A 24,012-nucleotide genomic window follows, 5' to 3' on the forward strand; every position below is an offset into this window, starting at 1 on the left:
TGCACAGTCCAGAGCCGGACGTGTCGCGCCAGGCGATCAGCGGGCGAGCGAGACCCGGGCGCCGGCGAGGCCGCCGCGCAGCGCCCCGGGCTTCGAAACGCGGACTTCCGCTCGTTGCACCCGGGGATGAGCGATACACCGTTCGGCCAGCCGCATCGCATAGGTCTCGATCAGCGCGGTCCTTCTCAGTGCCAGGGCATGGGCGTCATCGGCGACGCGCTGATAGTCGATGGTTTCCTGCAACGCGTCGTGCGCCGGCGCGTCGATGGCGAGGAGGATGTCCACCACCAGGGGCTGTGCGCGGCCATGCTCGTGCGCATAGACGCCGATGTCCGCGGCGACCTGCAGGCCGGAAATGGTGACATGGATCGTCATCCCGCGGTCGAAAAAGGGATCGTCAAGCGCCACGACGTTCCGCCGCGCGCACCGTATTGGAAAGTAAGCACGCAATCGTCATAGGCCCCACCCCACCCGGCACCGGCGTGATCGCCGCGGCATGGTCCATTCCTTCGCTGGCCACATCGCCGACAATTCGCGCCTTGCCGTCGATGCCGCGAACCCGGTTGATGCCGACATCGATCACCACTGCTCCCGGCTTGATCCAATCGGGGCGGACCAGTCCCGGGCTTCCGGCGGCGGCAACCAATATATCGGCCGTCCGCGCGATCTCGGGCAGCCCGCGCGTCAGGATATGCGTGATCGTCACGGTGCATTCGCGGTCGAGCAGCAACAGCGCCACCGGCTTGCCGACGATGTTCGACTTGCCGATCACCACGGCCTTCAGCCCGCGGAAGTCCTCGATCACGGTTTCCAGCAGCCGCATGCATCCCAAGGGCGTGCACGGGACCAGTCCGCCCGTCCCCGTGGACAGGCGCCCGACATTGACGGGATGGAAGCCGTCGACATCCTTTCCCGGGCAGATCGCGTCGAGAACCCGCGCCGGGTCGATTTGCGCCGGGAGTGGCAGCTGGACGAGGATGCCGTGGATCGCATCGTCCGCATTGCAGGCAGCGATCAGCGCGAGCAGCGTTTCCTGATCGGTATGGGCGGGCAGGCGGTGCTCGATCGAGCGGATCCCCGCCTCGCCCGCCCGCTGCAGCTTGCGCTCGACATAGATGCGGCTCGCCGGATCATCACCAACGAGAATCACTGCGAGTCCGGGCACGATCCCGTGCTGCAAGGAAAGCTGCGCAGCGCGCGCCGCGGTCTCGCGCGTCATGCGCGCGGCCAGCGCCGTGCCGTCGATCAAGACCGCCACAATCTCAGCTCGTGAAAACGACGGTCTTGCTGCCGTTCAGCAATACCCGGTCTTCCAGCTGGTAGCGCACTGCGCGTGCTAGGACGCGACGTTCGATGTCGCGACCCTTGCGCACAAGGTCCTCGGGCGTGTCGGCGTGCGATACCGCCTCGACATCCTGGACGATGATCGGGCCTTCATCGAGGTCGGCTGTGACATAATGCGCCGTCGCGCCGATCATCTTCACGCCGCGCGCATGCGCCTGGTGATAGGGCTTGGCGCCCTTGAAACCGGGCAGGAAGCTGTGGTGGATATTGATGCAGCGTCCCACGAGGAATGCGGAAAGGTCATCCGACAGGATCTGCATGTAGCGGGCGAGCACCACCAGTTCAGCGCCGGTCTCGTCCACCAGTGCCTTGATCTGCGCCTCCTGCTGCGGCTTGGTTTCCCCGGTGATCGGCAGGTGATGAAAGGGAATGTTGCCGATCAGCGAGACGTTGAGCGTTTCGCGCGGGTGATTGGAGACGATCCCGACGACATCCATCGGCAGTTCGCCGATACGGGTGCGGTACAAAAGATCGCCCAGGCAATGGTCCATGCGCGAGACGAGCAGCAAGACGCGCGTGCGCTGGTCGCGCGCGCGCAGCTTCCAGTCCATTTCGAAACGCGCGGCGGTCTCGGCGATGCGCTCCTGGATCGCCGCATAGGCATCCGCCGGACAATCGAAGAGGATCCGCATGAAGAAGCGCCCGGTTTCGACATCGTCGAATTGCTGCGCCTCGAGGATGTTGCCCCCTCCCTCGAAAAGCTGTCCCGAGATCGTCGCGACCAGGCCCGGCCGGTCGGTGCACGACAGCGTCAGGACATGCGCAATCCGAGTCATTCGATCTCTCCCATTCCCTGCGCGTTCGCGGCAATTTGTATGTATTGCATACTAATATCGCGGAGGATAGAAAGGGGCAAGCGCGGATAGGCGCAGCGGCTAACCCCATGGGGAAATCGAGAGAGGAATCGCTAGATGACGGCAACCAACCTGGAGCAGCTACTCAACGCGACCGGCAATCCGGTCGACATGCTGCGCAATTCGCAGATCGGCGCTTACGTCTATCCCGTCGTCGCTCCGGAATTCCATAATTGGCGTTCGGAGCAATGGGCCTGGCAGCACTCGGCCGTGCTGTTCGATCAGTCGCACCATATGGTCGATCTGTTCATCAGCGGCCCCGACGCGCTCAAGCTGATCAGCGATACCGCGATCAATTCGATGAAGGGCTTCGCCGTGAACAAGGCGAAGCAATATGTGCCAACGACGCCTTATGGTCATGTGATCGGCGACGGCATCCTGTTCTGGCTGGCCGAGCAGGAATTCGTCTATGTCGGCCGTGCGCCCGCCGCCAACTGGCTGATGTTCCACGCCGAGACCGGCGGCTACGACGTCCAGATCGTCAAGGACGACCGCAGCCCATCGCGCCCGATGGGCAAGCCGGTGAAGCGCATCAACTGGCGCTTCCAGATCCAGGGTCCGCGCGCCTGGGAGATCATCGAGAAGCTGCATGGCGGTCCGCTCGAGCAGCTCAAGTTCTTCAACATGAGCGAAATGAACATCGCCGGCCGCAAGGTTCGCACGCTGCGCCATGGCATGTCGGGTGCGCCGGGCCTCGAGATCTGGGGTCCCTATGAGGAGCAGGAGGAGATCCGCGCTGCGATCCTCGCGGCGGGCAAGGAATTCGGCATCGTGCCGTGCGGCAGCCGCGCCTATCCGTCGAATACGCTGGAGAGTGGCTGGATCCCCTCGCCGCTCCCCGCGATCTATACCGGCGACAAGCTCAAGGCGTATCGCGAATGGCTGGGCGCCGACAGCTATGAAGCCACCGGCGCGATCGGCGGCAGCTTCGTTTCCGGCAATGTCGAGGATTATTATCTGACGCCATACGAGCTGGGCTATGGCCCGTTCGTCAAGTTCGACCATGATTTCCATGGCCGCGAGGTATTGGAGGCGCTCGACAAGGACAGCCAGCGCCGCAAGGTGACGCTCGCATGGAACGGCGACGACATGGCCAAGATCTTCGCTTCGTTGTTCGACCCCGACGGCGACCAGTACAAGTTCTTCGATCTGCCGCTCGCGAACTATGCCTCGTCCAACTATGACAGGGTGACCGATGCCGATGGCGCAACGGTCGGGTTGTCGATGTTCACCGGCTACAGCTACAATGAAAAGACGGCGCTCAGCCTGGCGACGATCGATCCGGAAATTCCGGTTGGAACTGAACTGCGCGTGGTTTGGGGCGAGCCCGATGGCGGCACGCGCAAGACCACGGTCGAGCCGCACAAGCAGATCGAAGTCCGCGCGGTGGTGAGCCCCGTCCCCTATTCGCGTGTGGCGCGTGAGACCTATCATCAGGGCTGGCGCACCGCCAAGGCGGAGGCCTGACCGAAAAGGGGGGCATGCCGTCGCGGCGTGCTCCCCTTTTCAAACCTATCGGAAGTTGGCGATCCAGTCGGCGGTCTTCTCGAGCCCGCCGAACGGATAGAAATGGAGCCGGACCTCTCCATGGACTTCCGGAACCAGCCGTTCGGCCAGTTCCTCGATCAATGGGCCCGGTCCGGCGCTGCCGAGCAACTGCGTAAGCGACAGCCCGTATTTCGCCATGACCTTGGCCGATACGCCCACGCCGCAGCGCGCGGCAAAGCGCAGCAGCGCCTTGATGCTTGCCGGTCCGGCGACGCCGATGCGCACCGGCACGGCAGTTTGCGTGCGAAGCGCCGTCAACCAGTCCAGTACCGGCTCCGCGTCAAAGCCGAATTGGGTTGCGATCCAGGCGCTCTGGCCCGCCGCCTCGAGCGCTTCCAGCTTGTCGTACAATGCGCGCTCGAGCGCTGCCCCGGAGATGTCGGGGTGCCCCTCGGGATAGCCCGCGATGCCGACCTGCTCGATGCCGTGCCGGGCGAGGACGCCCGAACGGATCACCGACAGCGCATCGCGGAAAGGGCCCTCTGGCTCGGCGATGTCACCGGCGACGACAAAGACCCGGTCAACGGACGCTCTGTCGGTAAGCGCAGCCAGGAACGCGTCCAGTTCGCCGGCCGAATGCAGGCGCCGCGCAGAAATATGCGGAACCGGGATGAAGCCTGCATCGCGCACGCGGCACGCCGCCAATATGCGCGAATCGATATCCTCACCGGGCAGGAAGGTGATCGAGATCGGCGTGCGATCCGGAATTCGATCGCGCAGCAATTCGATCTTGTCGTGATCCTTCGCCGTGATTTCGATCGAAAGCTCGCGCAGCAAGTCCGGCGCGCAGGCCTCGCGCGTGGGCCGCATGGTCGCGCTGTTCTGCAAGCCCCATCTCCCATCTGATTCTGTACGTAACACATACATATTTTATGTAGAGAGAAACAGAGGAATCCAGGGCCTGCACCCTGTTATTTTGTATGCAAGGCATCCTTTTTCGTTGCGCTCGCGCCTGCGTCGGATAGAGTCGGTCAGAGGAGCGTCGCGCATGACGACGGTGGAACTGATTGCCCGCGCACTGTCCGCCAGCCGGACCGGCCGGACGGATGAATGGAGCACATGCTGCGCGGACGCGCTTCTCGTCCTCGCCGCATGCAGTATCTATGATGCTCTGCTGCCAAGCTCGGGCGCCGAAAATCGCCCAATTGTCGCGAATGACCCCTGATCGGCCCTAGTTGCGTCCGGCCGAGCTCGGCGGCGGGACTGATACACCCGCTTCCGTTTGGACGACGGGCTTCATCGTTCCATCTCGATTATATTGGAGATGCTCGACCGTGACGGCACGCCGCCCGATTGCGCCGTTGAGGTCGCCGATCGTCAGCCCGGCGTTGTGCAGGAAAAGATACCAGTTGCCCTTGAACTCGGCGATCCCCGGATGGATCGTGAAGCTGTACTTGCCCGATCCGGTCAGTTCCCCGCGATACGTCCACGGTCCCTTGGGCGAAGGTGCGGTGGCATAGGACACTTTCTCGTCGCGGTGCGTCGACCGGTCGAGCGAGGCATAAGTCAGGTAATAGAGCGCCCCGCGCTTGTGCAGCCAGGGCCCTTCCTCGAAATGTGGCGGCGTGATCTCGGTGATCGGGCCGTCGATCTCGATCATGTTGGGCTTGAGCTTCGCAATATAGCATTGGCGATTGCCCCAGGCGATCCAGGTCGTCCCGTCATCGTCGGTGAACACCGTGGGATCGATATCTTCCCAGCTGTGGGTTCCCTTGGGCGTCATCTCGTTGGTGATCAGCGCGGAGCCTTTGGCATCGACGAACGGGCCGGTGGGCGTATCGGATACCGCGACGGCGATCGCCTTGCCGGGGTGCGTGCCGTCATGCTCGACCGCCGCGTAGAACCAGAACTTGCCGTTCTTCTGGATGGCCTGCGATGCCCAGGCGTCCTTCTTGGCCCATTTGAAATCGGCGACCTTCAGGATCGGACCATGGTCGGTCCAGCTTTTCATGTCGGTAGTCGAATAGACGAGCCACTCGCGCATGTTGAACATCTCGTCACGCTGCGCTTCGTCATGCCCGACATAGAGATAGAGCCGATCTCCCACCACGAGCGGTGCCGGGTCGGCAGTGAATTTGTCGCGGATGAGCGGATTGGCGCCAGGCCTGGCTTGCGAAGCAGTCTGGCCGATCGCCGGGCTCAATGATGTTAGCGCTACCAGCGCTATCGCCGCGAATTTTGCCTGGCTGACACCCACTCCCACCACCGCTCTCCATATTGTTGTGCCGGCAGATTACCCTGACCAATCAATCGGTCAATCTGGTCATTCGACCAGGACCGATCCCTTATTCGGGCAGCCTTGTCGCGGCCTCGGGCCAGTAAAGCCGCATCGGGTTGTCGACCAGAAGCGCCTGCCGCAACTCGGCCGTCACTGCGATCCGCGGAATCACGTCCACGATTCCGCCATCATCCGGCAGAACCTTCTCCATGTTCGGATGCGGCCAATCGGTGCCCCAGAGCACCCGATCAGGATAGGCCTCGACGAGAGGACGTACCGCACGGACGAAATCGTCATAGGGCTCGCCGGCCGAGTCGAGGCGATCCGGACACGTTGTCTTGACCCAGATGTCCGGACGGCTGTCGACATAGGCGCGAAACGCGGTCATGTCGGCGCCTTCCGGGCCCTGCGCGACATCGGGCCGTCCCATATGGTCGATCACCACCGGGACCGGAATCGCGTCGAGAAAAGGTCGTAGCTCCTCGAGGAGATCAGCCTCGAAATACACTACGACGTGCCAGCCCAACCGTGCGATGCGGTGCGACAGGTCGAGAAACTTGTTCTTAGGCGCATCGTCGACGAGGCGTTTGAGGAAATTGAAACGCACGCCGCGAATGCCACCGGCGTGAAGCGAATCGAGTTCGGCGTCGGATATCGCGGGATCGACCACGGCGACGCCTCGCGCGCGTCCGTTCGATCTGGCGATCGCATCGAGAGTCGCCCGGTTGTCCGTCCCATGACAGCTCGCCTGGACGATGACGTTGCGCGCAAAACCGAGATGGTCGCGCAGCGCGAACAACATCTCGGGCCCGGCATCCTGAGGCAGATATTTGGCCTTTGGGCTGAACGGGAAGTCGGCCGCGGGGCCGAAGACGTGGCAATGCGCATCGACTGCACCGAGAGGCGGCACGTACCGCGGCCTGGAGGGCGTGAGAGTCCAGCTGCGGATGCGGCCCTCGGCGTCGGTGCTCATGCGAAGACCACTCCATCGAACAATTTGCGCGCAGTGCGCAGCATGCCGGCCTCTACCGGCCTCCCTTCCGCGTCCACCGTCACCACGCATTCGGTGACCCCTGTCGGATGTTCGACGCCAAGCGTCTTCACAGCGCCTTCCGGCACCGCGGCGAGCGCGGCGACGGGCGAGCCTTCGATCAGGCACGCGGTGGCGACACTGACGGCGCCGAGCACGCCGATCGAGGCATGGACGCGGTGCGGGATCAGCGAACGGACCGCGATCGCCCCGCCCTCGCGCGGGGCGGCGACCAGCATCATCTTCGGCACCGACTTCGCCGCGACATCGCCCAGGTTCATCAACGGGCCCGCTTTCAGTCGAATGGCTTCGACGCGCGCCTTCATCGCGTCGTTCGCATCGAGCGTATCGCGGTCTTCATAGCCCGTGATCCCGACCTCGGACGCAGTGATCACCACGCACGGCATGCCATTGTCGATCAGCGTGCAGGAGACGCCCTCGATCGTGTCGGCGCCGTTGCCGGTGGGAAGCAGCGCACCGCATGATGCGCCTGCGGTATCGCGAAAGGCCAGCGGGATCGACGCGGCAGTGCCCGGCACGCCGCTGATCGCCGCATCGCCGGCATAGGTGACTTTGCCGCCGGGCGTCTGCACCGTCGCCACCGCTATTTGCCCGGTATTCTCCATGAAAATGGCCACGCGGGTCTCGCCGCCGGCGGGCGCGATCAGCCCGCGCTCGATCGCGAAGGGGCCGACGCCCGCGAGCATGTTGCCGCAATTCTGGCTGTCGGTGACGATGGGCTGATCGACGAAGACCTGCAGAAACAGATAGTCGATGTCGACGCCCGCGCGCGCGGATTTGCCGATCACCGCGACCTTCGAGGTGAGCGGATCGGCACCGCCCATGCCGTCGATCTGCCGCGGGTCGGGCGAGCCCATCACCCGGAGCAGGAAGGCATCGCGTGCGGCCGGGTCCTGCGGCAGATCGTCGGCAAGGAAGAAGGCGCCCTTCGACGTACCGCCACGCATCCACATGCAGCGCACGCCATCACTCATAATGCAGGCCCATCGCCTCGAGCTTGGGACGCATGCCGTAGATGTCGAGCCCCAGTTCGCCGGCGGCGAGCCGCTTGCGCTTGCCCTCCTCGGCCGCCTCGCGCGCCTGCGCTTTCTCGAGCACCGCGGCGGCATCCGCACGCCGCACCACGCAGACGCCGTCGTCGTCGGCGACGATCACGTCACCCGCCTCGATCGCCGCACCCGCGCATACGATCGGCACGTTGACCGAACCGAGCGTCGCCTTGATCGTGCCCTGTGCCGACACGGCTTTCGACCAGACCGGAAAGCCCATCGCGGTGAGATCGCGCACGTCGCGCACGCCCGCGTCGATCACCAGCCCGCGACAGCCCCGCGCCATTGCCGAAGTGGCGAGCAGATCGCCGAAATAACCGTCGAAGCAGGGTGAAGTCGGTGCGAGGACGAGGATGTCGCCTTCGCGCAATTGCTCGATTGCGACATGGATCATCCAATTGTCGCCCGGCGGCGCCGAGATGGTGACTGCCGAGCCGGCGATCCGCGCGCCCGGATAGATCGGCCGCAGATAATGGCCGAGCAGGCCGACGCGCCCCTGCGCCTCATGCACCGTGGCGACGCCCGCATGGGCCAGCCCGGCAAGCGTCGCGGGATCGGCGCGCTCGATATTCTGGACGACCTTGGCCATGCCGCTCTCCCATTGTTCCACCACCAGCTAGAGAAGGCCCGGCGGCGGCGACAATTCGGATTGCAGGGTAGCGATAAGTTTTTGCTATTGGATGCGCATGAAGCTCGAGCCCTTCGACCTCAATCCGCGCCACCTGCGCGCGCTCTCGGCGATCATCGGCCGCGGCAGCATGAGCGCCGCGGCGGAAGCAGTCGGGCTCTCCCAACCAGCACTCACTCAGGGCATTGCCAAGATCGAGCAGCGCCTCGGCACGCCATTGTTCGAACGCCATGCGGGGGGCATGTCGCCGACCGCGGAGGGGCGGCTACTCGCAGATCGCAGCGATGCGGCGATCGGGCATATCGGCCAGGCGGTACGCGGCGGCGGGCGCGGCTTCGCCCGCCCGGAGCTGCTGATGACAGGCACGCAATTGCGTGCGTTCCTTGCGCTCGCCGATGCGGGCGGCTTCGCACGCGCTGCCGAGGCGACGGGCTTGTCACAGCCCGCGCTGCACCGCGCCGCGCGCGAGATCGAGCAGATTTGCGGCTATCCGCTGATCGAGCGCCGCGGCCGCGGCGTCGCGCTGACCGCCGCCGGCATACGGCTCGCGCGTGGGGTGCGGTTGGCCCGCGGCGAGCTGGCCGCCGCGATCGCGGAGATCGAGGGCAACGCGGTGGCGCAGGGCGGCAGCCTGACGATCGGCGCGATGCCGCTGTCGCGCGCGCTGATCCTGCCGCGCGCCATCGCACGCTTCACGCGAGAATATCCACGAATGCGCATCGACGTGGTCGAAGGATCGTGGCGCGAATTGATCGACCCGCTGCTCGACGGGGTGCTCGATCTGACGATCGGCGCGCTGCGCGAGCATTCGCCCCGCGGCGCCACGCAAGTGCCGCTGCTGGTCGACCAACTCGTCGTGATCGCACGCGCCGGCCATCCGCTTGCTCGCGAAGCTGCACCGACGCTCGCGCAGCTCGCAGACTATCCGTGGATCGTCGGTCAGGCGGGGACGCCGCTGCGCGGCCATTGGGAGGCGCTTTTTGCCGGACATTCGCTGCCGCCCGCGCCGATCGAGTGCGGATCGGTGATGGTGATCCGCGAAGTGCTGCGCGAGAGCGACTTCCTCACTTTGCTCTCGCCGGATCAAGTGGCGCTCGAAGCGGCAACGGGTGTGCTCACCACGATCGGCCCGCTCTTGCCGCAAAGCAGCCGCACGATCGGGATCACGCTGCGCGAAAGCTGGCGTCCGACAGCGGCGCAGGCGCGCTTCCTCGATTTGCTGCGTGCCGTGTCGGAAATTCCGGAAAATCAATAGCTATCCCGCAAAACCGATTGGCTGCGCGCGCTGCAGCGATCCAGTCGTAGGGAATGGAGAGAAAGATCGCTTTGATCGGTTTCGGCGAAGCGGCCCGCGCCTTCGCGACGGGTCATGCGCGCGACTTCGCTCTCTCAGCATATGATCTGAAGACCGGCCTTGAGATGAATGCCGCGCTCGCCGAAGCCGGTGTGGCTGGCGCTGGTCGACCCGAAGAGGCACTTGCCGGGGTCGTGGCTGCGCTGTCGCTGGTGACGGCGGATCAGGCGCTTGCCGCGGCGCGGGACTACGCTTCACATCTGCCCTCCGGCGCTTTGTGGCTCGATATGAACAGCGTCGCTCCCGAGACCAAAAGCGCAGCCGCGGCGGCGATCGAAGGCAACGGCGGCCGCTATGTCGACGTGGCGGTGATGGCCCCGGTGCATCCCGCAGGCCGCGGCGTGCCGCTGCTGGCGAGCGGGCCGCATGCCGGGGCGGCGGCGGCCCTTTTGCAGGCGATGGGGTTCACGCAGGTGCGTGTGATCGAAGGTAGCATCGGCGCGGCATCGGCCGTGAAGATGATCCGTTCTGTGGTCGTCAAGGGGATCGAGGCGCTCACCGCCGAATGCATGCTCGCCGCCGAGGCTGCGGGCGTGCGCGACGAAGTGCTCGCCTCGCTCGACGCCAGCGAGCGTGGCCGCTCCTGGGCCGAACGCGCCGACTATAATCTCGATCGCATGCTGGTTCACGGCACCCGCCGCGCCGCGGAGATGGAGGAAGCTGCCCGGACACTCGAGGCGCTCGGCATCGAGCCGGCGATGACTCGCGGCACTATCCGGCGCCAGCGCGAAATCGGCGCGATCGGCCAGACGGCTCCCGAGGGGCTCGACGCCAAGCTCGGCCTCATCCTCGATCGAAAGGCGAAGGCCGCGTGACGCTGATCATCGATTGCCATGGCCACTACACCACCGCGCCGGCCGCGCATAACGCGTGGCGCGAGGCGCAGAAGGCAGCGTTCAAGGCGGACGAAGCCGCCCCGCCCTACCCCACCATCTCCGACGACGAGATCCGAGAAACGCTCGAAGCGAACCAGATCCGCCTGATCCGCGAGCGCGGCGCGGATATGACGATCTTCTCCCCCCGCGCCTCGGCGATGGCGCCGCATGTCGGTGACGAGGCCGTCGCGAAAGCATGGGCACGCGCCAATAACGACCTCATCGCCCGCTGCGTCGCGCTCTACCCGGAGACCTTTGCCGGCGTGTGCATGCTGCCGCAGAACCCGAAGGCGGACCTGACCGGCTCGATCGAGGAACTGGAGCGCTGCGTGGGCGAACTCGGTTTCATCGGCTGCAACCTCAATCCCGATCCGGGCGGTGGGCACTTCACCGCGCCGCCACTCACCGACAAATTCTGGTATCCCTTCTACGAGAAGATGGTCGAGCTCGACGTGCCGGCGATGATCCACGTCTCGGGCAGCTGCAATCCCGGGCTCCACGCCACCGGCGCCTATTACATCGCCGCGGACACGATCGCCTTCATGCAGTTGATCGAGGGTAATCTGTTCGCCGATTTCCCGACGCTCCGCTTCATCATCCCGCACGGCGGCGGCGCGGTGCCTTATCATTGGGGGCGCTACCGCGGCCTCGCGGATATGCTCAGGCAGCCGAGCCTCGACGGGCATTTGATGAACAACGTCTTCTTCGACACCTGCGTCTATCACCAGCCGGGCATCGATCTGCTGGCCGAGGTGATCGACAGCAAGAACATCCTGTTCGGCAGCGAGATGGTGGGCGCGGTGCGCGGGATCGATCCGCAGACCGGCCATTATTTCGATGACACGAAGCGCTATGTCGACGCGCTGCCGATCGACGACGGCCAGCGCCACGCGATCTTCGAGGGCAATGCCCGCCGCGTCTTTCCCCGGCTCGACGCGAAGCTTCGGGCGCGGGGCCTGTGACAGAGGAGAATGCCCAGTGACGGCGCCCCGAGACATCCACCAATATCTCGCCGAGTTCGACGACATCCCCGGCACGCGCGTGTTCACGGCGGCGCGCGCGCGTCAGGGCTATCATCTCAACCAGTTCGCGATGAGCCTGATGAAGCCCGAGAATCGCGAGCGCTGGAAGGCCGACGAGCGCGCCTATCTGGAGGAGTGGAAGCTCACCGACGCGCAGAAGCAGGCCCTGCTCGACCGCGACTACAACCGCCTGCTCGATCTCGGCGGCAACATCTACTTCATGGCCAAGGTCTTCTCGACCGACGGCCAGAGCTTTCTCCAGGCGGTCTCGACGATGAGCGGGATGAGCCTCGAGGATTATCAGGCGATGATGCTCGCCGGCGGCCGTTCGCCGGAAGGCCTTCGCTCCCTCAAGGATAAAAACTGATGGCGCGGATCACCGCAGGCGTGGCGACGAGCCACATCCCGGCGCTCGGCGTCGCCACCGATCTGGGCAAGACCGAAGAGGCATATTGGAAGCCCGCCTTTGCGGGCTATGAATGGACCAGGGCCTGGGAGGCGGAGCAGAAGCCCGACGTCGTCATCCTCGTCTACAACGACCACGCCTCCGCTTTCGACATGAAGGTGATCCCGACCTTCGCGATCGGCTGTGCCGAGGAATTCCGCCCCGCCGACGAAGGCTGGGGACCCCGCCGGGTGCCGGTCGTGCCGGGGCATCCCGACCTCGCCTGGCATATCGCGCAGAGCCTGATCCTCGACGAATTCGACATGACGATCATCAACGAGATGGACGTCGATCATGGCCTGACCGTTCCGCTGAGCATGATGTTCGGCCAGCCCGAAAAGTGGCCGGCCAAGGTGATCCCGATCGCGGTCAACGTCGTCACCTACCCCCCGCCCTCGGGCAATCGCTGCTGGGCGCTGGGCGAGGCGATCGCGCGCGCGGTGGCGAGCTTCCCCGAAGACCTCAACGTGCAGGTCTGGGGCACCGGCGGGATGAGCCACCAGCTTCAGGGGCCCCGCGCCGGGCTGATCAACGCCGAATGGGACAATCGCTTCCTCGACCGGCTGGAAGGCGACACCGACGCGCTGCGCCATATTCCGCATATCGAATATCTGCGCGAGACGGGCTCCGAAGGCATCGAGATGGTGATGTGGCTGGTGATGCGCGGCGCGCTGGGGCGCGCCACCCGGACGCTTCATCGCCACTATCACGTGCCTGCAAGCAACACCGCGGTCGGCCACATCGTGCTCGAGCCTCTCCCCGAACAGGAATGAGAAAATGAAGATCGCACTAGCCGGCGCCGGCGCCTTTGGAGAAAAGCACCTCGACGGGCTGAAGAACATCGACGGGGTCGAAGTCGTCAGCCTCGTCGGTCGCCGATTGGACGCTACGCAAGCAATTGCGGACAAATATGGCATCGGCCACGTCACCACCGAGCTGGCCGACAGCCTCGCGCTCGACCTGGACGCGGTCATATTGTGCACACCCACCCAGATGCATGCCGAACAGGCGCTCCAATGCCTCGAGGCAGGCAAGCACGTCCAGATCGAGATCCCGCTCTGCGACAGCCTTGCCGACGGCGAAGCCGTGCTCAAAAAGCAGCAGGAGACAGGCCTCGTCGCGATGGTCGGCCACACCCGCCGCTTCAATCCGAGCCATCAATATCTCCACCGCAAGTTCGAGGGCGGCGAAGCCGCAGTCCAGCAGATGGACGTCCAGACCTATTTCTTCCGCCGCAAGAACATGAACGCGAAGGGCGAAGCACGCAGCTGGACCGATCACCTGCTATGGCATCACGCGGCGCATACGGTCGACCTGTTCGCATATCAGGCTGGCCCGATCATCCAGGCCAATGCGCTGCAGGGCCCGATCCACCCGGAGCTGGGCATCGCCATGGACATGTCGATCCAGCTCAAGGCCGAGAGCGGCGCGATCTGCACGCTTTCGCTCAGCTTCAACAATGACGGGCCGCTCGGCACCTTCTTCCGCTACATCTGCGACAACGGCACGTGGATCGCGCGCTACGACGATCTGGTGACGGGCAAGGAAGAGCCGGTCAACTTGTCCGGCGTCGCGGTCTCGAACAATGGCATCGAGCTCCAGGACCGCGAGTTCATCGGCGCCATCCGCGAAGGGCGCGAACCCAATAGCTCGGTGGCGCAGGTGCTGCCCTGCTACCGCGTGCTCGACGCACTCGAGAAGCAGCTCCGGGAGTGAAGACCCAGGTCGCGATCATCGGCAGCGGCCCCTCCGGCCTGCTGCTCGGTCATTTGCTGCGCGCGGCCGGCATCGACTGCGTGATCGTCGAGCGGCAATCCGCCGATTATGTGCTCGGCCGCATCCGTGCCGGCGTGCTCGAGACTGTGACGACCGATCTCATGGAGCGGCTCGGCATCGACGCCGGGCTCAAGGCGTGTGGCCTGCTCGAAGAGGGTTTCAACCTTGCGGACGGCGAACGGCTGATCCGCATCGAGATCACTCGGCTCACCGGCAAGCATGTCGTCGTCTATGGCCAGACTGAAGTCACGCGCGATCTGATGGACGCGGCGGCGGAACGCGGGCTGGAGGTCGTTTATGAGGCCAAAGACGTGGGGCTGCACGATCTCGAAAGCGATCTGCCCTCGCTCAGCTATGTGAAGAACGGCGTAGAGCACCGGATCCATGCTGACTTCATCGCCGGCTGCGACGGCTTCCACGGTCCTTCGCGCAGGGCGATCCCGGCGGCGCGCGTGCGCGAGTTCGAGCGCGAATATCCGTTCGGCTGGCTCGGAATTCTCGCCGATGTGCCACCATGCCATCCCGAGCTGATCTACGCCAACGGCGAACGCGGCTTCGCACTCGCGTCGATGCGATCGGCGACACGCAGCCGTTATTATATCCAGGTACCGCTGAGCGAGACGTTGGAGGATTGGCCCGAGGCACGGTTATGGGATGAACTCGCACAGCGCTTCGATCCGATCTCGAAGCACGGCGTCACGCGCGGACCGGCGCTGGAGATGTCGATCGCGCCGCTGCGCTCCTATGTATTCGAGACGATGCGCTATGGCCGGCTGTTCCTCGCCGGCGACGCGGCGCACATCGTGCCTCCGACGGGCGCGAAGGGGCTCAATCTCGCCGCCTCGGACGTCGCCTATCTCTCCGACGCGTTGATCGCGCATTACAGGAGCGGCGACGATTCGGCGCTTGCAGGGTATGAAACGAAAGCGCTCGCACGCATCTGGAAGGCCGAGCGGTTCAGCTGGTATCTGACCAAGCTGATGCATCGATTCCCTGAGGACGGGAGTTTCGAGCATCGCATGCAGAGGGCCGAGCTCGATTATGTCGCATCCTCCGAGGCGATGCAGCGGGCGATCGCCGAGAATTATGTGGGATTACCGCTTTGAAGATGCCGGAACGCGCGATCGGTCCGTTCAATGTTTCCGCCATTTCGCTCGGGTGCATGAACCTTAGCCATGCCTACGGCGTGCCCCCCGCGCCCGCCGAAGGCGAACGCCTGCTCAATCGCGCGCTGGACCTGGGCGTGACCATGCTCGACACCGCCGCGCTCTATGGCGGCGGCAATAACGAGCGGCTGATCGCTTCCGCAATCGGGCATCGTCGCGGCGAATTCACGCTCGCCAGCAAGTGCGTGCTCGGCATGCGCGACGGCAAGCGAGTCCTGGACGGCTCTCCGCAAGCGATCGCCGCCTCGATCGACGGGTCGCTCAAACGGCTCGGCACCGATCATATCGACCTGATGTATCTTCACCGCCCCGACAAGGACGTGCCGATCGAGGAGTCGGTCGGGGCGCTCGTCCGTGCGAAGCAGGCCGGCAAGATCGGCGCGATCGGGCTTTCGGAAATGTCCGCCGAGACGATCCGCCGCGCACACGCAGTGCACCCCGTCACCGCTGTGCAGACCGAATATTCGCTCACCGTGCGCAATCCCGAGATCGCCGTGCTCGATACCTGCGCCGAGCTCGGCATCGGCTTCGTCGCCTTCTCGCCCGTCGCACGCGGGCTGCTGGCTATGGGGGTGCGCGACGACGCCTATGCGAGCGGCGACATTCGCATCCACATGCCGCGCTTCACCGGCGCCAATCTCGCGCACAATCTGGGGCCCGTGCGCGTCCATGAGGCACTCGCGCGGGAGGCGGGAATCTCACCGGCGCAACTCGCGCTCGCGTGGCTGCTGGCCAGGGCGCCGCACATCGTGCCGATCCCCGGCACGACACGGATCGATCATCTCGAGGAAAACCTTGCCGCCGCCACGATCGCGCTTCCTGCCGACGTGCTGGTCCGCGCCGAAGCGATCTTCGCGCCCGGCGCGATCCACGGGGCACGCTATTCCCGGCCGATGCAAGCGCAAGTGAGCACCGAAGTCTTTCTCGATGAGGAACTCGACTGACCGTTCGGCATCCGCCCTGAATTACGAAGACGGCCGACACGCTGGCGCATTGACGCAGTCGATGAAACTTGCTTGCACCATTGCCATGTCGCGAGAGCAAGAGAACATAGGCGCGTTGGCGCCGTTGGTGGGCTATCATCTGCGCCGCGCATGGAGCGCCTTCTCCAGCGATTTCCTCGCCGAGATGGAGGGCACCGGGCTCCGCCAGGTGCCCTTCGCCGTGCTTTCGGTGGTGGCGGCAAATCCCGGCATCAATCAAGGCGCCGTCGGCCGGGTGCTCGGGATCAAGCGCGCCAACATGGTTTCGCTGATCAACGAGCTCGTCGACAAGGGGCTGGTCGATCGGGCAGTCGACGCCAGTGATCGCAGGGCCTTCTCGCTCAAGCCCACCGATGCAGGCACGGTTGCGCTGAAAGACGCCGTCCGGCGGATCGCCGCGCACGAACAGCGGATGCTGGCGGACCTCAGTCGGCAAGAACAGGCGACGCTTCTCGACCTGTTGGCCCGCATCGAGCGTCGGGCGCCCGAAATCGAAGAGGCCTGACGCGGCCCGATCAGTCGTTGAGGATCAACGCATCGAGCGCCACCACTCCTGTCCCCTGCGGATAGACGACGAGCGGATTGAGATCGATCTCGCGGATCGACGGCGTTCCGGCAAGAACGCGGCCCAAAGTCGCGATCACCTCCGCCATCGCTTCCACGTCGAGCGGAGGCGATCCGCGATAACCGTCGAGCAGCTGCCCCTGCTTCAGCCCCCGCAGCGCCGCGGCGATCGCCTCGGGCGGAACGTCGTGCGGGAGCAATCGTACGTCGCGCAGCAATTCGGCAGTCACGCCTCCGAATCCGACGAGCAGGATCGGGCCCCAGTCTGGATCGTTGCGTGCGCCGACGATCAGTTCGATCCCGCGTTCGCCCATCGCCTCGACTAGCACGCCGTCGAGGCGGATCGCCGCGTCATGGCTTCGGACATTGGCGTAGAGGCGCTGCCACGCAGCCTCCAGCGCGGCGGAATCGCCGATGTTGAGGATCACGCCCCCGGCATCGCTCTTGTGGCTCAGCGCAGCCGCCTGCGCCTTGAGCACCACGGGGTAGCCGATCCCGGCGGCAATCGCCTTCGCTTCCTCGATCGACTCTGCGAAGTCGCCGCGCGGAAAGGGAATCCCCGTCGGCGCGAGCAGCTGCTTGGCGCGATATTCGGGGATCACGCCGCGCGGCAGCTTGAGCGCGATCGGCGCCGCTGCACTCCGTGTCTCATCGAGTGCCGCGTGGCGCATAAGGTGGCGCAATGCTCGGAATGCGCGGTCCGGCGAAGGGAAATAGGGCACCCCGAGCGCGCGGAGCGCCGCGATATATTCAGCCGGGACCGCCGCGCCGTCGTCCAGCCCGGCAAAGACCACCGGCTTGCCGGGCTCGAGCGCCTTTACCGCATCGATGATCGGCAGGAATTTGCGCGCGCTGGTCGTCTCGTCGGTCTGGATGATCGCGAGCACCATTGCGGCATAAGCGGGGTCTTCCAGCAGGGGCTCCAGCGTGCGGCGATAAAGATCGGGATCGACGAGCGCCTGCGCGGTCAGGTCCATCGGATTGGACACGGGAATGAAGGACGGCAAGGCCGCGCGCATCGCGGCCGCCGTGGCACCCTCCACGGGCGGCAATTCCAGCCCGATGCGCTCCGCCAGATCGAGCGTAAGCGCCTTGAACGCGCCGGATTCGGTCAGCACGGCTGCGCCGCCGCGACCAAGCGGCGCGGCTCGGGCCACGATCTCGAGCACATCGCCCAGCGCTTCGAGGCTGTCGACCAGAACGACACCGGCGCGCTCCACCTTGGCGCGCATCAATTCCCAGTCGCCGGCCATCGCGCCGGTATGCGTGGCGGCGGACTCGCGCGCCGCGCTCGACGTGCCCGGGTGCAGCAAAACGATCGTCTTGCCCGCCGCACGCGCACGCCCGGCTACCGACAGGAAGCGTGCCGGATCGCGAAACTGCTCGACGATCATGCCGATCACGCGAGTAGCCCGATCGGCGATCAGATGCTCGACATAGTCCTCGACGCCGCTCGCGGCCTCGTTTCCCGTCGAAACCGAGAGCGTGATGCCGAGGTTCTTGGCCATCAGCGTGGTGCCCAGCACCACCGCCATCGCGCCGGACTGGCTGACGATGCCGACCGCCGGCCGGCCCGCGAGTTCGAGCACCGGCGCCTCGACGAAGGTCAAGGGAATGCCCGCGGCATAATTGACCATGCCGAGGCAATTCGGCCCTTCGATCACCATTCCGCTCCCGGCGGCGATCCGCGCGACTTCGGCCTGTGCGGCGAGTCCTGCCTCGCCGCCTTCGGCAAAGCCGGCGGAGAAGATGATCGCCGCGCCTACCTTGCGTTCGGCCAGCGCGCGTACCGCATCGAGCACCGCCGGCCCGGGAATGGCGAGCACCGCCGCATCCACGCCATCGGGCAGATCGTCGATCGACTTGAGGCAAGGGCGGCCGTCGATCTCATCCCGTTTCGGATTGATCAGATGGATGTTCCCGGCATAGCCGTGCCGCTCGAGGTTGCGCAGCACGCTGTTGCCGAGCGCGCCGGGCGTCGGCGAAGCGCCGACGATCGCAACTGATCGTGGCGCAAGCAAGCGAGACAGGTCAGCCATTGCCGGACTTTCCGAACGCGCCGCCGTCAGCCCTTCGCCCCGGAACCGACGCGATCCTTGTCATAGGCACCGAGGCCCGGCTTGTAGCTCTTCTCGTCGATGAACTGGCGGATGCCTTCCTTGCGGCCGGTATTGTCGTACGAATTGGCCGCCTCCTGCGCGCGGACCAGATAGTCCTCGGCATTGTCATAGGTCATTTCCGACACGCGACGGATCGCGTCCTTCGCGCCCTTCAACGCGACCGGGTTCTTCTGGAGGAGCACCTTCGCCACTTCGGTAACGCGCGCCTTGAGCTCGGCGAGCGGCAGGGCTTCGTTGACCAGCCCCCATTCGACGGCAGTCCTGCCATCGATATTCTCGCCCGTCATCGCGTGGTACATCGCCTTGCGGAACGGCATCAGCTCGACGGCGATCTTGGTTGCGCCGCCGCCCGGCAGGATGCCCCAGTTGATTTCGGACAGGCCGAATTGTGCATCCTCGGCGGCGAAGGCCAGATCGCATGCGAACAGCGGGCCATAGCCGCCGCCGAAGCACCAGCCATTGACCATCGCGATCGTCGGCTTCTGGTACCAGCGCAGCCGGCGCCACCAGCCATAGCTCTCGCGCTGGGCCTTGCGCGTCGCGCCCAGGCCCTTGGCTTCGGTCTCGCGGAAATATTCCTTGAGGTCCATGCCGGCGCTCCACGCCGGGCCCTCGCCCGACAACACCAGCACGCCGACATCGTCGCGGAATTCGAGCTGGTCGAGCACTTCGCCCATGTCGCGATTCAGGGTCGGGCTCATCGCATTGCGCTTGTCGGGACGATTGAAGCGCACCCAGGCGATGCCGCCCTCGACATCATAAGCGACGACGCCGTTGCTGCTCAGTTCGGTCATGGACGTTCCTATTCGACTTCCTCCGGACGGAGGCGTGATGCGTTGAAGGGGTGGATGACGTGCGCGATGTGGGCCCGCTCAGATCGGATAATGGCCGGGCTGGGTCTCGATGGTGATCCAGCGCAATTCGGTGAAGGCGTCGATGCCGGCCTTGCCGCCGAAGCGGCCATAGCCGGACGCGTTGACTCCGCCGAACGGCATCTGCGGCTCGTCGTGCACGGTGGGCCCGTTGACGTGGCAGATGCCCGATCGGATCTGGCGCGCCACGCGCAGCCCGCGTGCGGTGTCGCGCGTGAACACCGCCGCCGACAGGCCGTATTCGGTGTCGTTGGCGAGTGCGATCGCATGCGCCTCGTCGCGCGCGCGGGTGATCGCCACCACCGGACCGAAGCTCTCCTCGCGGAACAGCCGCATTTCGGGCGTGACGCGATCGATCACATGCGCCGGCATCAGCACACCGTCAGCTTCTCCGCCGACGAGCTGGTCCGCGCCCTGGGCAAGCGCGTCGTCGACAAGGCCGCGCACGCAATCGACCGTCTTGCGGTCGATCACGGCGCCGAGCGGCGTCTTGCCCTGGCGCGGGTCTCCCACGGCCATGGTCTTCGCCTTGGCAGCGAACTTTTCGGCGAACGCGTCGGCAACGGCGTCGACCACGATGATCCGCTCGGTCGACATGCAGATCTGGCCCTGGTTCATGAACGCACCGAACGCCGCCGCCTTCACGGCCTCGTCGAGATCCGCGTCGTCGAGCACGATCAGCGGCGCCTTGCCGCCCAGTTCGAGCAATACGGGCTTGAGATGCTCCGCCGCGCGCTTCGCGATGATGCGCCCCACCGCAGTCGAGCCGGTGAAGTTGATCCGGCGGACATGGCGATTGTCGATCAGCGCGCCGACGATCTCGCCGGCGTCTTCGGGTGCATTGGTGACGATGCTGACCGCGCCCTCGGGCAGGCCGGCTTCGGCAAATGCCTCGGCGATCAGGCTGTGCGTGCGCGGGCACTGCTCGCTGGCCTTGAGCACCACGGTGTTGCCGCAGGCGAGCGGCACGGCGACGGCGCGCACGCCGAGGATGATCGGGGCGTTCCACGGCGCGATGCCGAGCATCACGCCCACCGGCTCGCGCAGCGCCATCGCGATGCAGCCCGGCTTGTCCGACGGGATGACTTCGCCGCCGATCTGGGTGGTGAGCGCCGCGGCTTCGCGGACCATGCCCGCTGCGAGCATCAGGTTGAACCGCGCCCAGCCTTCGGTGGCGCCCACTTCGTGCATCATCGCCTCGACGAACTGGTCGGCCCGCGCCTCCAGCGCAGCCGCCGCCTTGCCGAGTGCAGCGCGACGCGCATTCGGGCCGAGCGTCGACCAAGTCGCAAAGGCGGCCGCGGCGGCGTCGACTGCGGCATCGGCGTCCGCGACGGTGAACGCCCTTGCGGTGGTCGCGACTTCGCCGGTGACGGGGTTGCGGCGAGTGAAAGTGGCAGCGCCGGTGCGCGGCGGTGCGATCGTAGCCATGAACGCCTCTCCTATTTGTTATATACTATAGCTTATTTCCCGCCGTGGCAAGCGCCGTCAGGGCGCTACCGGGACTGCAGGCCTTCGGCGCGCGGTCGTCAGGCCGAACAGCGCCAACGCTGCCACGATCGATCCGAGCCCCATCAGCAGCGCCACCGTCTGCAGCGAATGGCCTTGCGCGAAGAGCAGCCCCGCCAGCGCCGGGGCCAATGCCGATCCGCCGCGCCCCACTCCGATGACTACGCCGGTGGCGGTCGCCCGAACCGCGGTCGGGAAGCTCTGTGCGATCAACGCATAGAGCCCGACGACGCCAGCATTCGTTGCGAAGCCCGCCAATGCCGCAACCGCCGACAAACCGGCGAGGCTCCCCTGCCCCGCGCCGAACACTGTGACGAGTGCTGTCGAGGCGAGCATCGCGATGATCGTGAGGCGCAGGAGCGGCAGGCGCGCGGTGAGCAGGCCGAGCAGCAGCGAGCCCGTAGCTCCGCCGATGCTTGCCCAGACCAGCACGCCAGCGGCCGCCGACGGCGCGAAACCCATGTCGGTCACGATCTTGGGGATCCACTTCAGGATGAAGTAGAAGGTCATGATGTGCGCGAGATAGGCAAGCGTCAGCAGGATCGTCGGCCGCTGCAGCGCCGGCGCGAACAAGGCGACCAGCGGCACCCTGGCCGGTGACGTGTCTTCCACCGGCAATGCATCGACCGGCGCATGGCCCATCCGCCCGAGGATGCGATTGGTCCGCTCGAGCGCGCCGGAGGGGCGGCGATGCACCAGAAAGGCGATCGATTCCGGCGCGCACCAGAAGACGATCGGAATGAACAAAGTGCTGGCCGTGGCGCCGAACAGGAACACCGCCCGCCAGTCGAAATGGGCGAGCAGCACGGCCGAGACCAGCCCGCCGATGATCGTACCGAGCGGGTAGCCGGCCGCCATCAGCACCACCGCCAGCGCGCGGCGCCTGTCATTCGCTGCTTCCGCGACCGCGGCATTGGTCGCGGCGAGCATGCCGCCGATGCCGAGACCGGTCAGCACGCGCCAACCCGAAAGCACCATGATCGAACCTGCGCTGGCAGCCCCGAGCATCCCGATCGTCATCATGACGAGGCACAGGAGGATGGTGGCGCGCCGGCCGACGCGGTCGGCGATGCCACCCAGCAGGAGCGATCCCGCGGCCATCCCGATGAGCTCCATCGACAGCACGACCCCGAGCGCCGCGCGATCGATCCGCCATTCGGCAGCGATGCCGGGCGAAGCGAAGCTTATCGACAGCACGTCGAATCCATCGAGCGCGTTGAGACCGACCATCGTCGCCACGATTCCCCATTGGAACCGCGACATCGGCTCGCGCTGGATCACTGCCCGTGGATCGCTCGCCATCATCCTCTCCATCTTTGCCGCATGTTGTGCGGTCATTTGTTATGGAAGGCAACAATCGGTTGGCGGAATATCCCTCTGACGGCGCAGCATGTTCGGCCACTGCGCGATGCCGGGATTATCGCCTCGATTTCGCTGCCAATGTCCTTGTCATGCCTGACAGCAATTTTGTATGCAACTCCTACAATTCACCAGGAGAGATACGCGTGTCGAAGCCCCCCTTCCGTGCCGATCATGTTGGAAGTTTCTTGCGTCCGAAAGTCCTGCTCGAGGCGCGCGAGGCGTATCGGTCCGGCCGGATCGACGCCGACGCGCTGCGCATTGTCGAGGACGCCGCCATCCGTGACGTCGTGAAGTTCCAGGAGGATCTCGGGCTGCAGGGCATCACCGACGGCGAGTTCCGCAGGACCTATTTCCACACCGATTTCCTTCTGCAGCTCGACGGCGTCGAGGAGGCCGGCGGCAGCCAGGTCAAATTCCATCAGCATGGCGGCAAGGAGCTCGAATATGCGCCTCCGGTCATGAAGATCACCGGCAAGATCGCCCACGCCCGCGACATCCAGCGCCGCGATTTCGAGTTCCTCGCAAGCTGCACCACGCGCACTCCAAAGGTGACGATCCCCTCGCCGACGATGCTGCACTTCCGGGGCGGGCGCGATGCGATCGACGCAGCCGCTTATCCCGATCTCGAGGATTTCTATGCCGATCTCGCCGCTGCTTATCGCGCCGAGATCGCCAGCCTGGCCGAGGCCGGATGCCGCTACCTCCAGCTCGACGACACCAATCTCGCCTATCTCTGCGACGACACCCAGCGCGCCAATGCCCGCGTACGCGGCATGGATCCGGATGCCCTTCCGCGTCTCTATGCCGACATCATCAACCAGTCGATCCGCGACCGTCCGGACGACATGGTGGTGTGCGTCCATCTGTGCCGAGGCAATTTCCGGTCTTCCTGGGCGGCCGAAGGTGGTTATGAACCGGTAGCAGAAGTGCTTTTCAACGCACTGGATGTCGACGGCTATTTCCTGGAATATGACGATCCGCGATCGGGCGATTTCGCGCCGCTTCGCCACGTACCGACCGGCAAGACCGTCGTGCTCGGGCTCGTCACCACCAAGCTTGCCGAGCTCGAATCCGAGGACGACGTTCGCCGCCGGATCGACGAGGCCGCGCAATTCATGCCGCTCGATCAAATCGCGCTGTCGCCGCAATGCGGCTTCTCGTCGACGGTGCACGGCAACGACATCGCCGTCGAGCAGCAGGCGGCGAAGCTGCGGCTGGTGATCGATGTCGCGCGATCGGTCTGGGGCGATATCGCCTGACGGTGCGGAGATC

General features: G+C 65.4%; 24 protein-coding genes. 12 read left to right on the forward strand and 12 right to left on the reverse strand.

Annotated features, from left to right (window positions below):
• Window positions 1–36: 36 nt before the first annotated feature.
• Genes folB through purU form a run of 3 tightly spaced genes read right to left on the reverse strand, consistent with a single transcriptional unit; the run spans window position 37 to window position 2,120 of the window.
• Window positions 37–408, reverse strand: a complete 372-nt coding sequence (gene folB, locus BR78_RS0107625) for a dihydroneopterin aldolase (protein ID WP_197021327.1) — start codon at window positions 406–408, stop codon at window positions 37–39.
• Window positions 398–1,258 (reverse strand): bifunctional 5,10-methylenetetrahydrofolate dehydrogenase/5,10-methenyltetrahydrofolate cyclohydrolase, encoded by an 861-nt coding sequence (locus BR78_RS0107630; RefSeq protein ID WP_029936027.1) that lies wholly within the window; start codon window positions 1,256–1,258, stop codon window positions 398–400. The genes folB and BR78_RS0107630 overlap by 11 nt, the downstream gene beginning before the upstream one ends.
• A 4-nt stretch (window positions 1,259–1,262) precedes the next feature.
• Window positions 1,263–2,120 carry a formyltetrahydrofolate deformylase gene (purU, locus tag BR78_RS0107635; RefSeq protein ID WP_029936029.1) on the reverse strand — a complete coding sequence of 286 codons (858 nt, stop codon included), beginning with the start codon at window positions 2,118–2,120 and terminating at the stop codon, window positions 1,263–1,265.
• Window positions 2,121–2,255: 135 nt separating this feature from the next.
• Between purU and ligM the strand changes: the two genes are divergently transcribed.
• The gene (gene ligM / locus BR78_RS0107640) at window positions 2,256–3,665 is read left to right on the forward strand and encodes a vanillate/3-O-methylgallate O-demethylase (RefSeq protein ID WP_029936031.1); all 1,410 of its coding nucleotides are present in this window, start codon (window positions 2,256–2,258) and stop codon (window positions 3,663–3,665) included.
• Between the two features lie 45 nt (window positions 3,666–3,710).
• Here the strand turns inward: ligM and BR78_RS0107645 are convergent, their stop codons facing one another.
• Entirely contained in the window at window positions 3,711–4,574 is an 864-nt protein-coding gene (locus BR78_RS0107645; protein ID WP_231478201.1) for a methylenetetrahydrofolate reductase, read from the reverse strand.
• A gap of 160 nt (window positions 4,575–4,734) precedes the next feature.
• On the opposite strand from BR78_RS0107645, the gene BR78_RS21650 reads away from it, so the two are divergent.
• Window positions 4,735–4,911 carry a hypothetical protein gene (locus BR78_RS21650; RefSeq protein WP_156022268.1) on the forward strand — a complete coding sequence of 59 codons (177 nt, stop codon included), beginning with the start codon at window positions 4,735–4,737 and terminating at the stop codon, window positions 4,909–4,911.
• Window positions 4,912–4,917: 6 nt separating this feature from the next.
• Here the strand turns inward: BR78_RS21650 and BR78_RS0107650 are convergent, their stop codons facing one another.
• The 4 genes from BR78_RS0107650 to BR78_RS0107665 all read right to left on the reverse strand — a co-directional run bounded on the left by BR78_RS0107650 (window position 4,918) and on the right by BR78_RS0107665 (window position 8,653).
• On the reverse strand, window positions 4,918–5,949 hold the full coding sequence (locus BR78_RS0107650) for a glycoside hydrolase family 43 protein (protein ID WP_231478202.1): 1,032 nt from the start codon (window positions 5,947–5,949) through the stop codon (window positions 4,918–4,920).
• A gap of 82 nt (window positions 5,950–6,031) precedes the next feature.
• Window positions 6,032–6,937 carry an amidohydrolase family protein gene (locus BR78_RS0107655; protein WP_029936037.1) on the reverse strand — a complete coding sequence of 302 codons (906 nt, stop codon included), beginning with the start codon at window positions 6,935–6,937 and terminating at the stop codon, window positions 6,032–6,034.
• A complete protein-coding gene (locus BR78_RS0107660) occupies window positions 6,934–7,989 on the reverse strand; it encodes a 4-oxalomesaconate tautomerase (protein ID WP_029936040.1) in 1,056 nt (351 codons plus the stop codon). The genes BR78_RS0107655 and BR78_RS0107660 overlap by 4 nt, the downstream gene beginning before the upstream one ends.
• Window positions 7,982–8,653 carry a 4-carboxy-4-hydroxy-2-oxoadipate aldolase/oxaloacetate decarboxylase gene (locus tag BR78_RS0107665; RefSeq protein WP_029936042.1) on the reverse strand — a complete coding sequence of 224 codons (672 nt, stop codon included), beginning with the start codon at window positions 8,651–8,653 and terminating at the stop codon, window positions 7,982–7,984. Before BR78_RS0107665 ends, BR78_RS0107660 begins: the two co-directional genes overlap by 8 nt.
• Before the next feature lie 97 nt (window positions 8,654–8,750).
• Between BR78_RS0107665 and BR78_RS0107670 the strand changes: the two genes are divergently transcribed.
• From BR78_RS0107670 to BR78_RS0107710, 9 genes are all read left to right on the forward strand, one after another.
• The gene (locus tag BR78_RS0107670) at window positions 8,751–9,947 is read left to right on the forward strand and encodes a LysR family transcriptional regulator (protein WP_029936043.1); all 1,197 of its coding nucleotides are present in this window, start codon (window positions 8,751–8,753) and stop codon (window positions 9,945–9,947) included.
• A gap of 53 nt (window positions 9,948–10,000) precedes the next feature.
• The gene (locus BR78_RS0107675) at window positions 10,001–10,861 is read left to right on the forward strand and encodes an NAD(P)-dependent oxidoreductase (protein ID WP_029936045.1); all 861 of its coding nucleotides are present in this window, start codon (window positions 10,001–10,003) and stop codon (window positions 10,859–10,861) included.
• Window positions 10,858–11,883, forward strand: a complete 1,026-nt coding sequence (locus BR78_RS0107680; protein WP_029936047.1) for an amidohydrolase family protein — start codon at window positions 10,858–10,860, stop codon at window positions 11,881–11,883. Before BR78_RS0107675 ends, BR78_RS0107680 begins: the two co-directional genes overlap by 4 nt.
• Before the next feature lie 16 nt (window positions 11,884–11,899).
• Complete coding sequence (ligA, locus tag BR78_RS0107685; protein ID WP_029936049.1) at window positions 11,900–12,310, forward strand: protocatechuate 4,5-dioxygenase subunit alpha; 411 nt, start codon at window positions 11,900–11,902, stop codon at window positions 12,308–12,310.
• Window positions 12,310–13,161, forward strand: a complete 852-nt coding sequence (locus tag BR78_RS0107690; protein ID WP_029936052.1) for a class III extradiol dioxygenase subunit beta — start codon at window positions 12,310–12,312, stop codon at window positions 13,159–13,161. The genes ligA and BR78_RS0107690 overlap by 1 nt, the downstream gene beginning before the upstream one ends.
• A gap of 4 nt (window positions 13,162–13,165) precedes the next feature.
• A complete protein-coding gene (locus BR78_RS0107695; protein ID WP_029936054.1) occupies window positions 13,166–14,104 on the forward strand; it encodes a Gfo/Idh/MocA family oxidoreductase in 939 nt (312 codons plus the stop codon).
• On the forward strand, window positions 14,101–15,270 hold the full coding sequence (pobA, locus tag BR78_RS0107700) for a 4-hydroxybenzoate 3-monooxygenase (protein WP_029936057.1): 1,170 nt from the start codon (window positions 14,101–14,103) through the stop codon (window positions 15,268–15,270). Before BR78_RS0107695 ends, pobA begins: the two co-directional genes overlap by 4 nt.
• A 2-nt stretch (window positions 15,271–15,272) precedes the next feature.
• A complete protein-coding gene (locus tag BR78_RS0107705; RefSeq protein ID WP_029936059.1) occupies window positions 15,273–16,274 on the forward strand; it encodes an aldo/keto reductase in 1,002 nt (333 codons plus the stop codon).
• 85 nt (window positions 16,275–16,359) lie between these two features.
• Window positions 16,360–16,818 (forward strand): MarR family winged helix-turn-helix transcriptional regulator, encoded by a 459-nt coding sequence (locus tag BR78_RS0107710; protein ID WP_029936062.1) that lies wholly within the window; start codon window positions 16,360–16,362, stop codon window positions 16,816–16,818.
• Window positions 16,819–16,828: 10 nt separating this feature from the next.
• Here BR78_RS0107710 and BR78_RS0107715 read toward each other — a convergent pair whose 3' ends face one another.
• From BR78_RS0107715 to BR78_RS0107730, 4 genes are all read right to left on the reverse strand, one after another.
• Complete coding sequence (locus BR78_RS0107715) at window positions 16,829–18,916, reverse strand: acetate--CoA ligase family protein (protein WP_029936064.1); 2,088 nt, start codon at window positions 18,914–18,916, stop codon at window positions 16,829–16,831.
• A 26-nt stretch (window positions 18,917–18,942) separates the two neighbouring features.
• Window positions 18,943–19,791, reverse strand: coding sequence for a p-hydroxycinnamoyl CoA hydratase/lyase (locus BR78_RS0107720; protein ID WP_029936066.1), 849 nt, complete (start codon window positions 19,789–19,791; stop codon window positions 18,943–18,945).
• A gap of 78 nt (window positions 19,792–19,869) precedes the next feature.
• Window positions 19,870–21,300: an aldehyde dehydrogenase gene (locus BR78_RS0107725; protein WP_037566373.1), complete on the reverse strand. Its 1,431-nt coding sequence runs from the start codon at window positions 21,298–21,300 to the stop codon at window positions 19,870–19,872.
• Window positions 21,301–21,357: 57 nt separating this feature from the next.
• On the reverse strand, window positions 21,358–22,716 hold the full coding sequence (locus BR78_RS0107730) for an MFS transporter (protein WP_443027671.1): 1,359 nt from the start codon (window positions 22,714–22,716) through the stop codon (window positions 21,358–21,360).
• A 167-nt stretch (window positions 22,717–22,883) separates the two neighbouring features.
• On the opposite strand from BR78_RS0107730, the gene BR78_RS0107735 reads away from it, so the two are divergent.
• On the forward strand, window positions 22,884–23,999 hold the full coding sequence (locus tag BR78_RS0107735; RefSeq protein WP_025561280.1) for a 5-methyltetrahydropteroyltriglutamate--homocysteine S-methyltransferase: 1,116 nt from the start codon (window positions 22,884–22,886) through the stop codon (window positions 23,997–23,999).
• Window positions 24,000–24,012 lie beyond the last annotated feature (13 nt).

This window comes from Sphingomonas sp. UNC305MFCol5.2, assembly GCF_000712135.1.
Lineage (GTDB): Bacteria > Pseudomonadota > Alphaproteobacteria > Sphingomonadales > Sphingomonadaceae > Sphingomonas.

What these genes read in the sequence shown, in the direction of transcription:
- BR78_RS0107705 (WP_029936059.1), top strand. Translation starts at nt 15,273, where the DNA reads ATGCCGGAACGCGCGATCGGTCCGTTCAATGTTTCCGCCATTTCGCTC.
- BR78_RS0107730 (WP_443027671.1), bottom strand. Translation starts at nt 22,716, where the DNA reads ATGACCGCACAACATGCGGCAAAGATGGAGAGGATGATGGCGAGCGAT.
- BR78_RS0107725 (WP_037566373.1), bottom strand. Translation starts at nt 21,300, where the DNA reads ATGGCTACGATCGCACCGCCGCGCACCGGCGCTGCCACTTTCACTCGC.
- BR78_RS0107665 (WP_029936042.1), bottom strand. Translation starts at nt 8,653, where the DNA reads ATGGCCAAGGTCGTCCAGAATATCGAGCGCGCCGATCCCGCGACGCTT.
- BR78_RS0107720 (WP_029936066.1), bottom strand. Translation starts at nt 19,791, where the DNA reads ATGACCGAACTGAGCAGCAACGGCGTCGTCGCTTATGATGTCGAGGGC.
- ligM (WP_029936031.1), top strand. Translation starts at nt 2,256, where the DNA reads ATGACGGCAACCAACCTGGAGCAGCTACTCAACGCGACCGGCAATCCG.
- BR78_RS0107675 (WP_029936045.1), top strand. Translation starts at nt 10,001, where the DNA reads ATGGAGAGAAAGATCGCTTTGATCGGTTTCGGCGAAGCGGCCCGCGCC.
- BR78_RS0107690 (WP_029936052.1), top strand. Translation starts at nt 12,310, where the DNA reads ATGGCGCGGATCACCGCAGGCGTGGCGACGAGCCACATCCCGGCGCTC.
- BR78_RS0107710 (WP_029936062.1), top strand. Translation starts at nt 16,360, where the DNA reads ATGTCGCGAGAGCAAGAGAACATAGGCGCGTTGGCGCCGTTGGTGGGC.
- BR78_RS0107695 (WP_029936054.1), top strand. Translation starts at nt 13,166, where the DNA reads ATGAAGATCGCACTAGCCGGCGCCGGCGCCTTTGGAGAAAAGCACCTC.
- BR78_RS21650 (WP_156022268.1), top strand. Translation starts at nt 4,735, where the DNA reads ATGACGACGGTGGAACTGATTGCCCGCGCACTGTCCGCCAGCCGGACC.
- purU (WP_029936029.1), bottom strand. Translation starts at nt 2,120, where the DNA reads ATGACTCGGATTGCGCATGTCCTGACGCTGTCGTGCACCGACCGGCCG.
- BR78_RS0107660 (WP_029936040.1), bottom strand. Translation starts at nt 7,989, where the DNA reads ATGAGTGATGGCGTGCGCTGCATGTGGATGCGTGGCGGTACGTCGAAG.
- BR78_RS0107715 (WP_029936064.1), bottom strand. Translation starts at nt 18,916, where the DNA reads ATGGCTGACCTGTCTCGCTTGCTTGCGCCACGATCAGTTGCGATCGTC.
- BR78_RS0107670 (WP_029936043.1), top strand. Translation starts at nt 8,751, where the DNA reads ATGAAGCTCGAGCCCTTCGACCTCAATCCGCGCCACCTGCGCGCGCTC.
- BR78_RS0107655 (WP_029936037.1), bottom strand. Translation starts at nt 6,937, where the DNA reads ATGAGCACCGACGCCGAGGGCCGCATCCGCAGCTGGACTCTCACGCCC.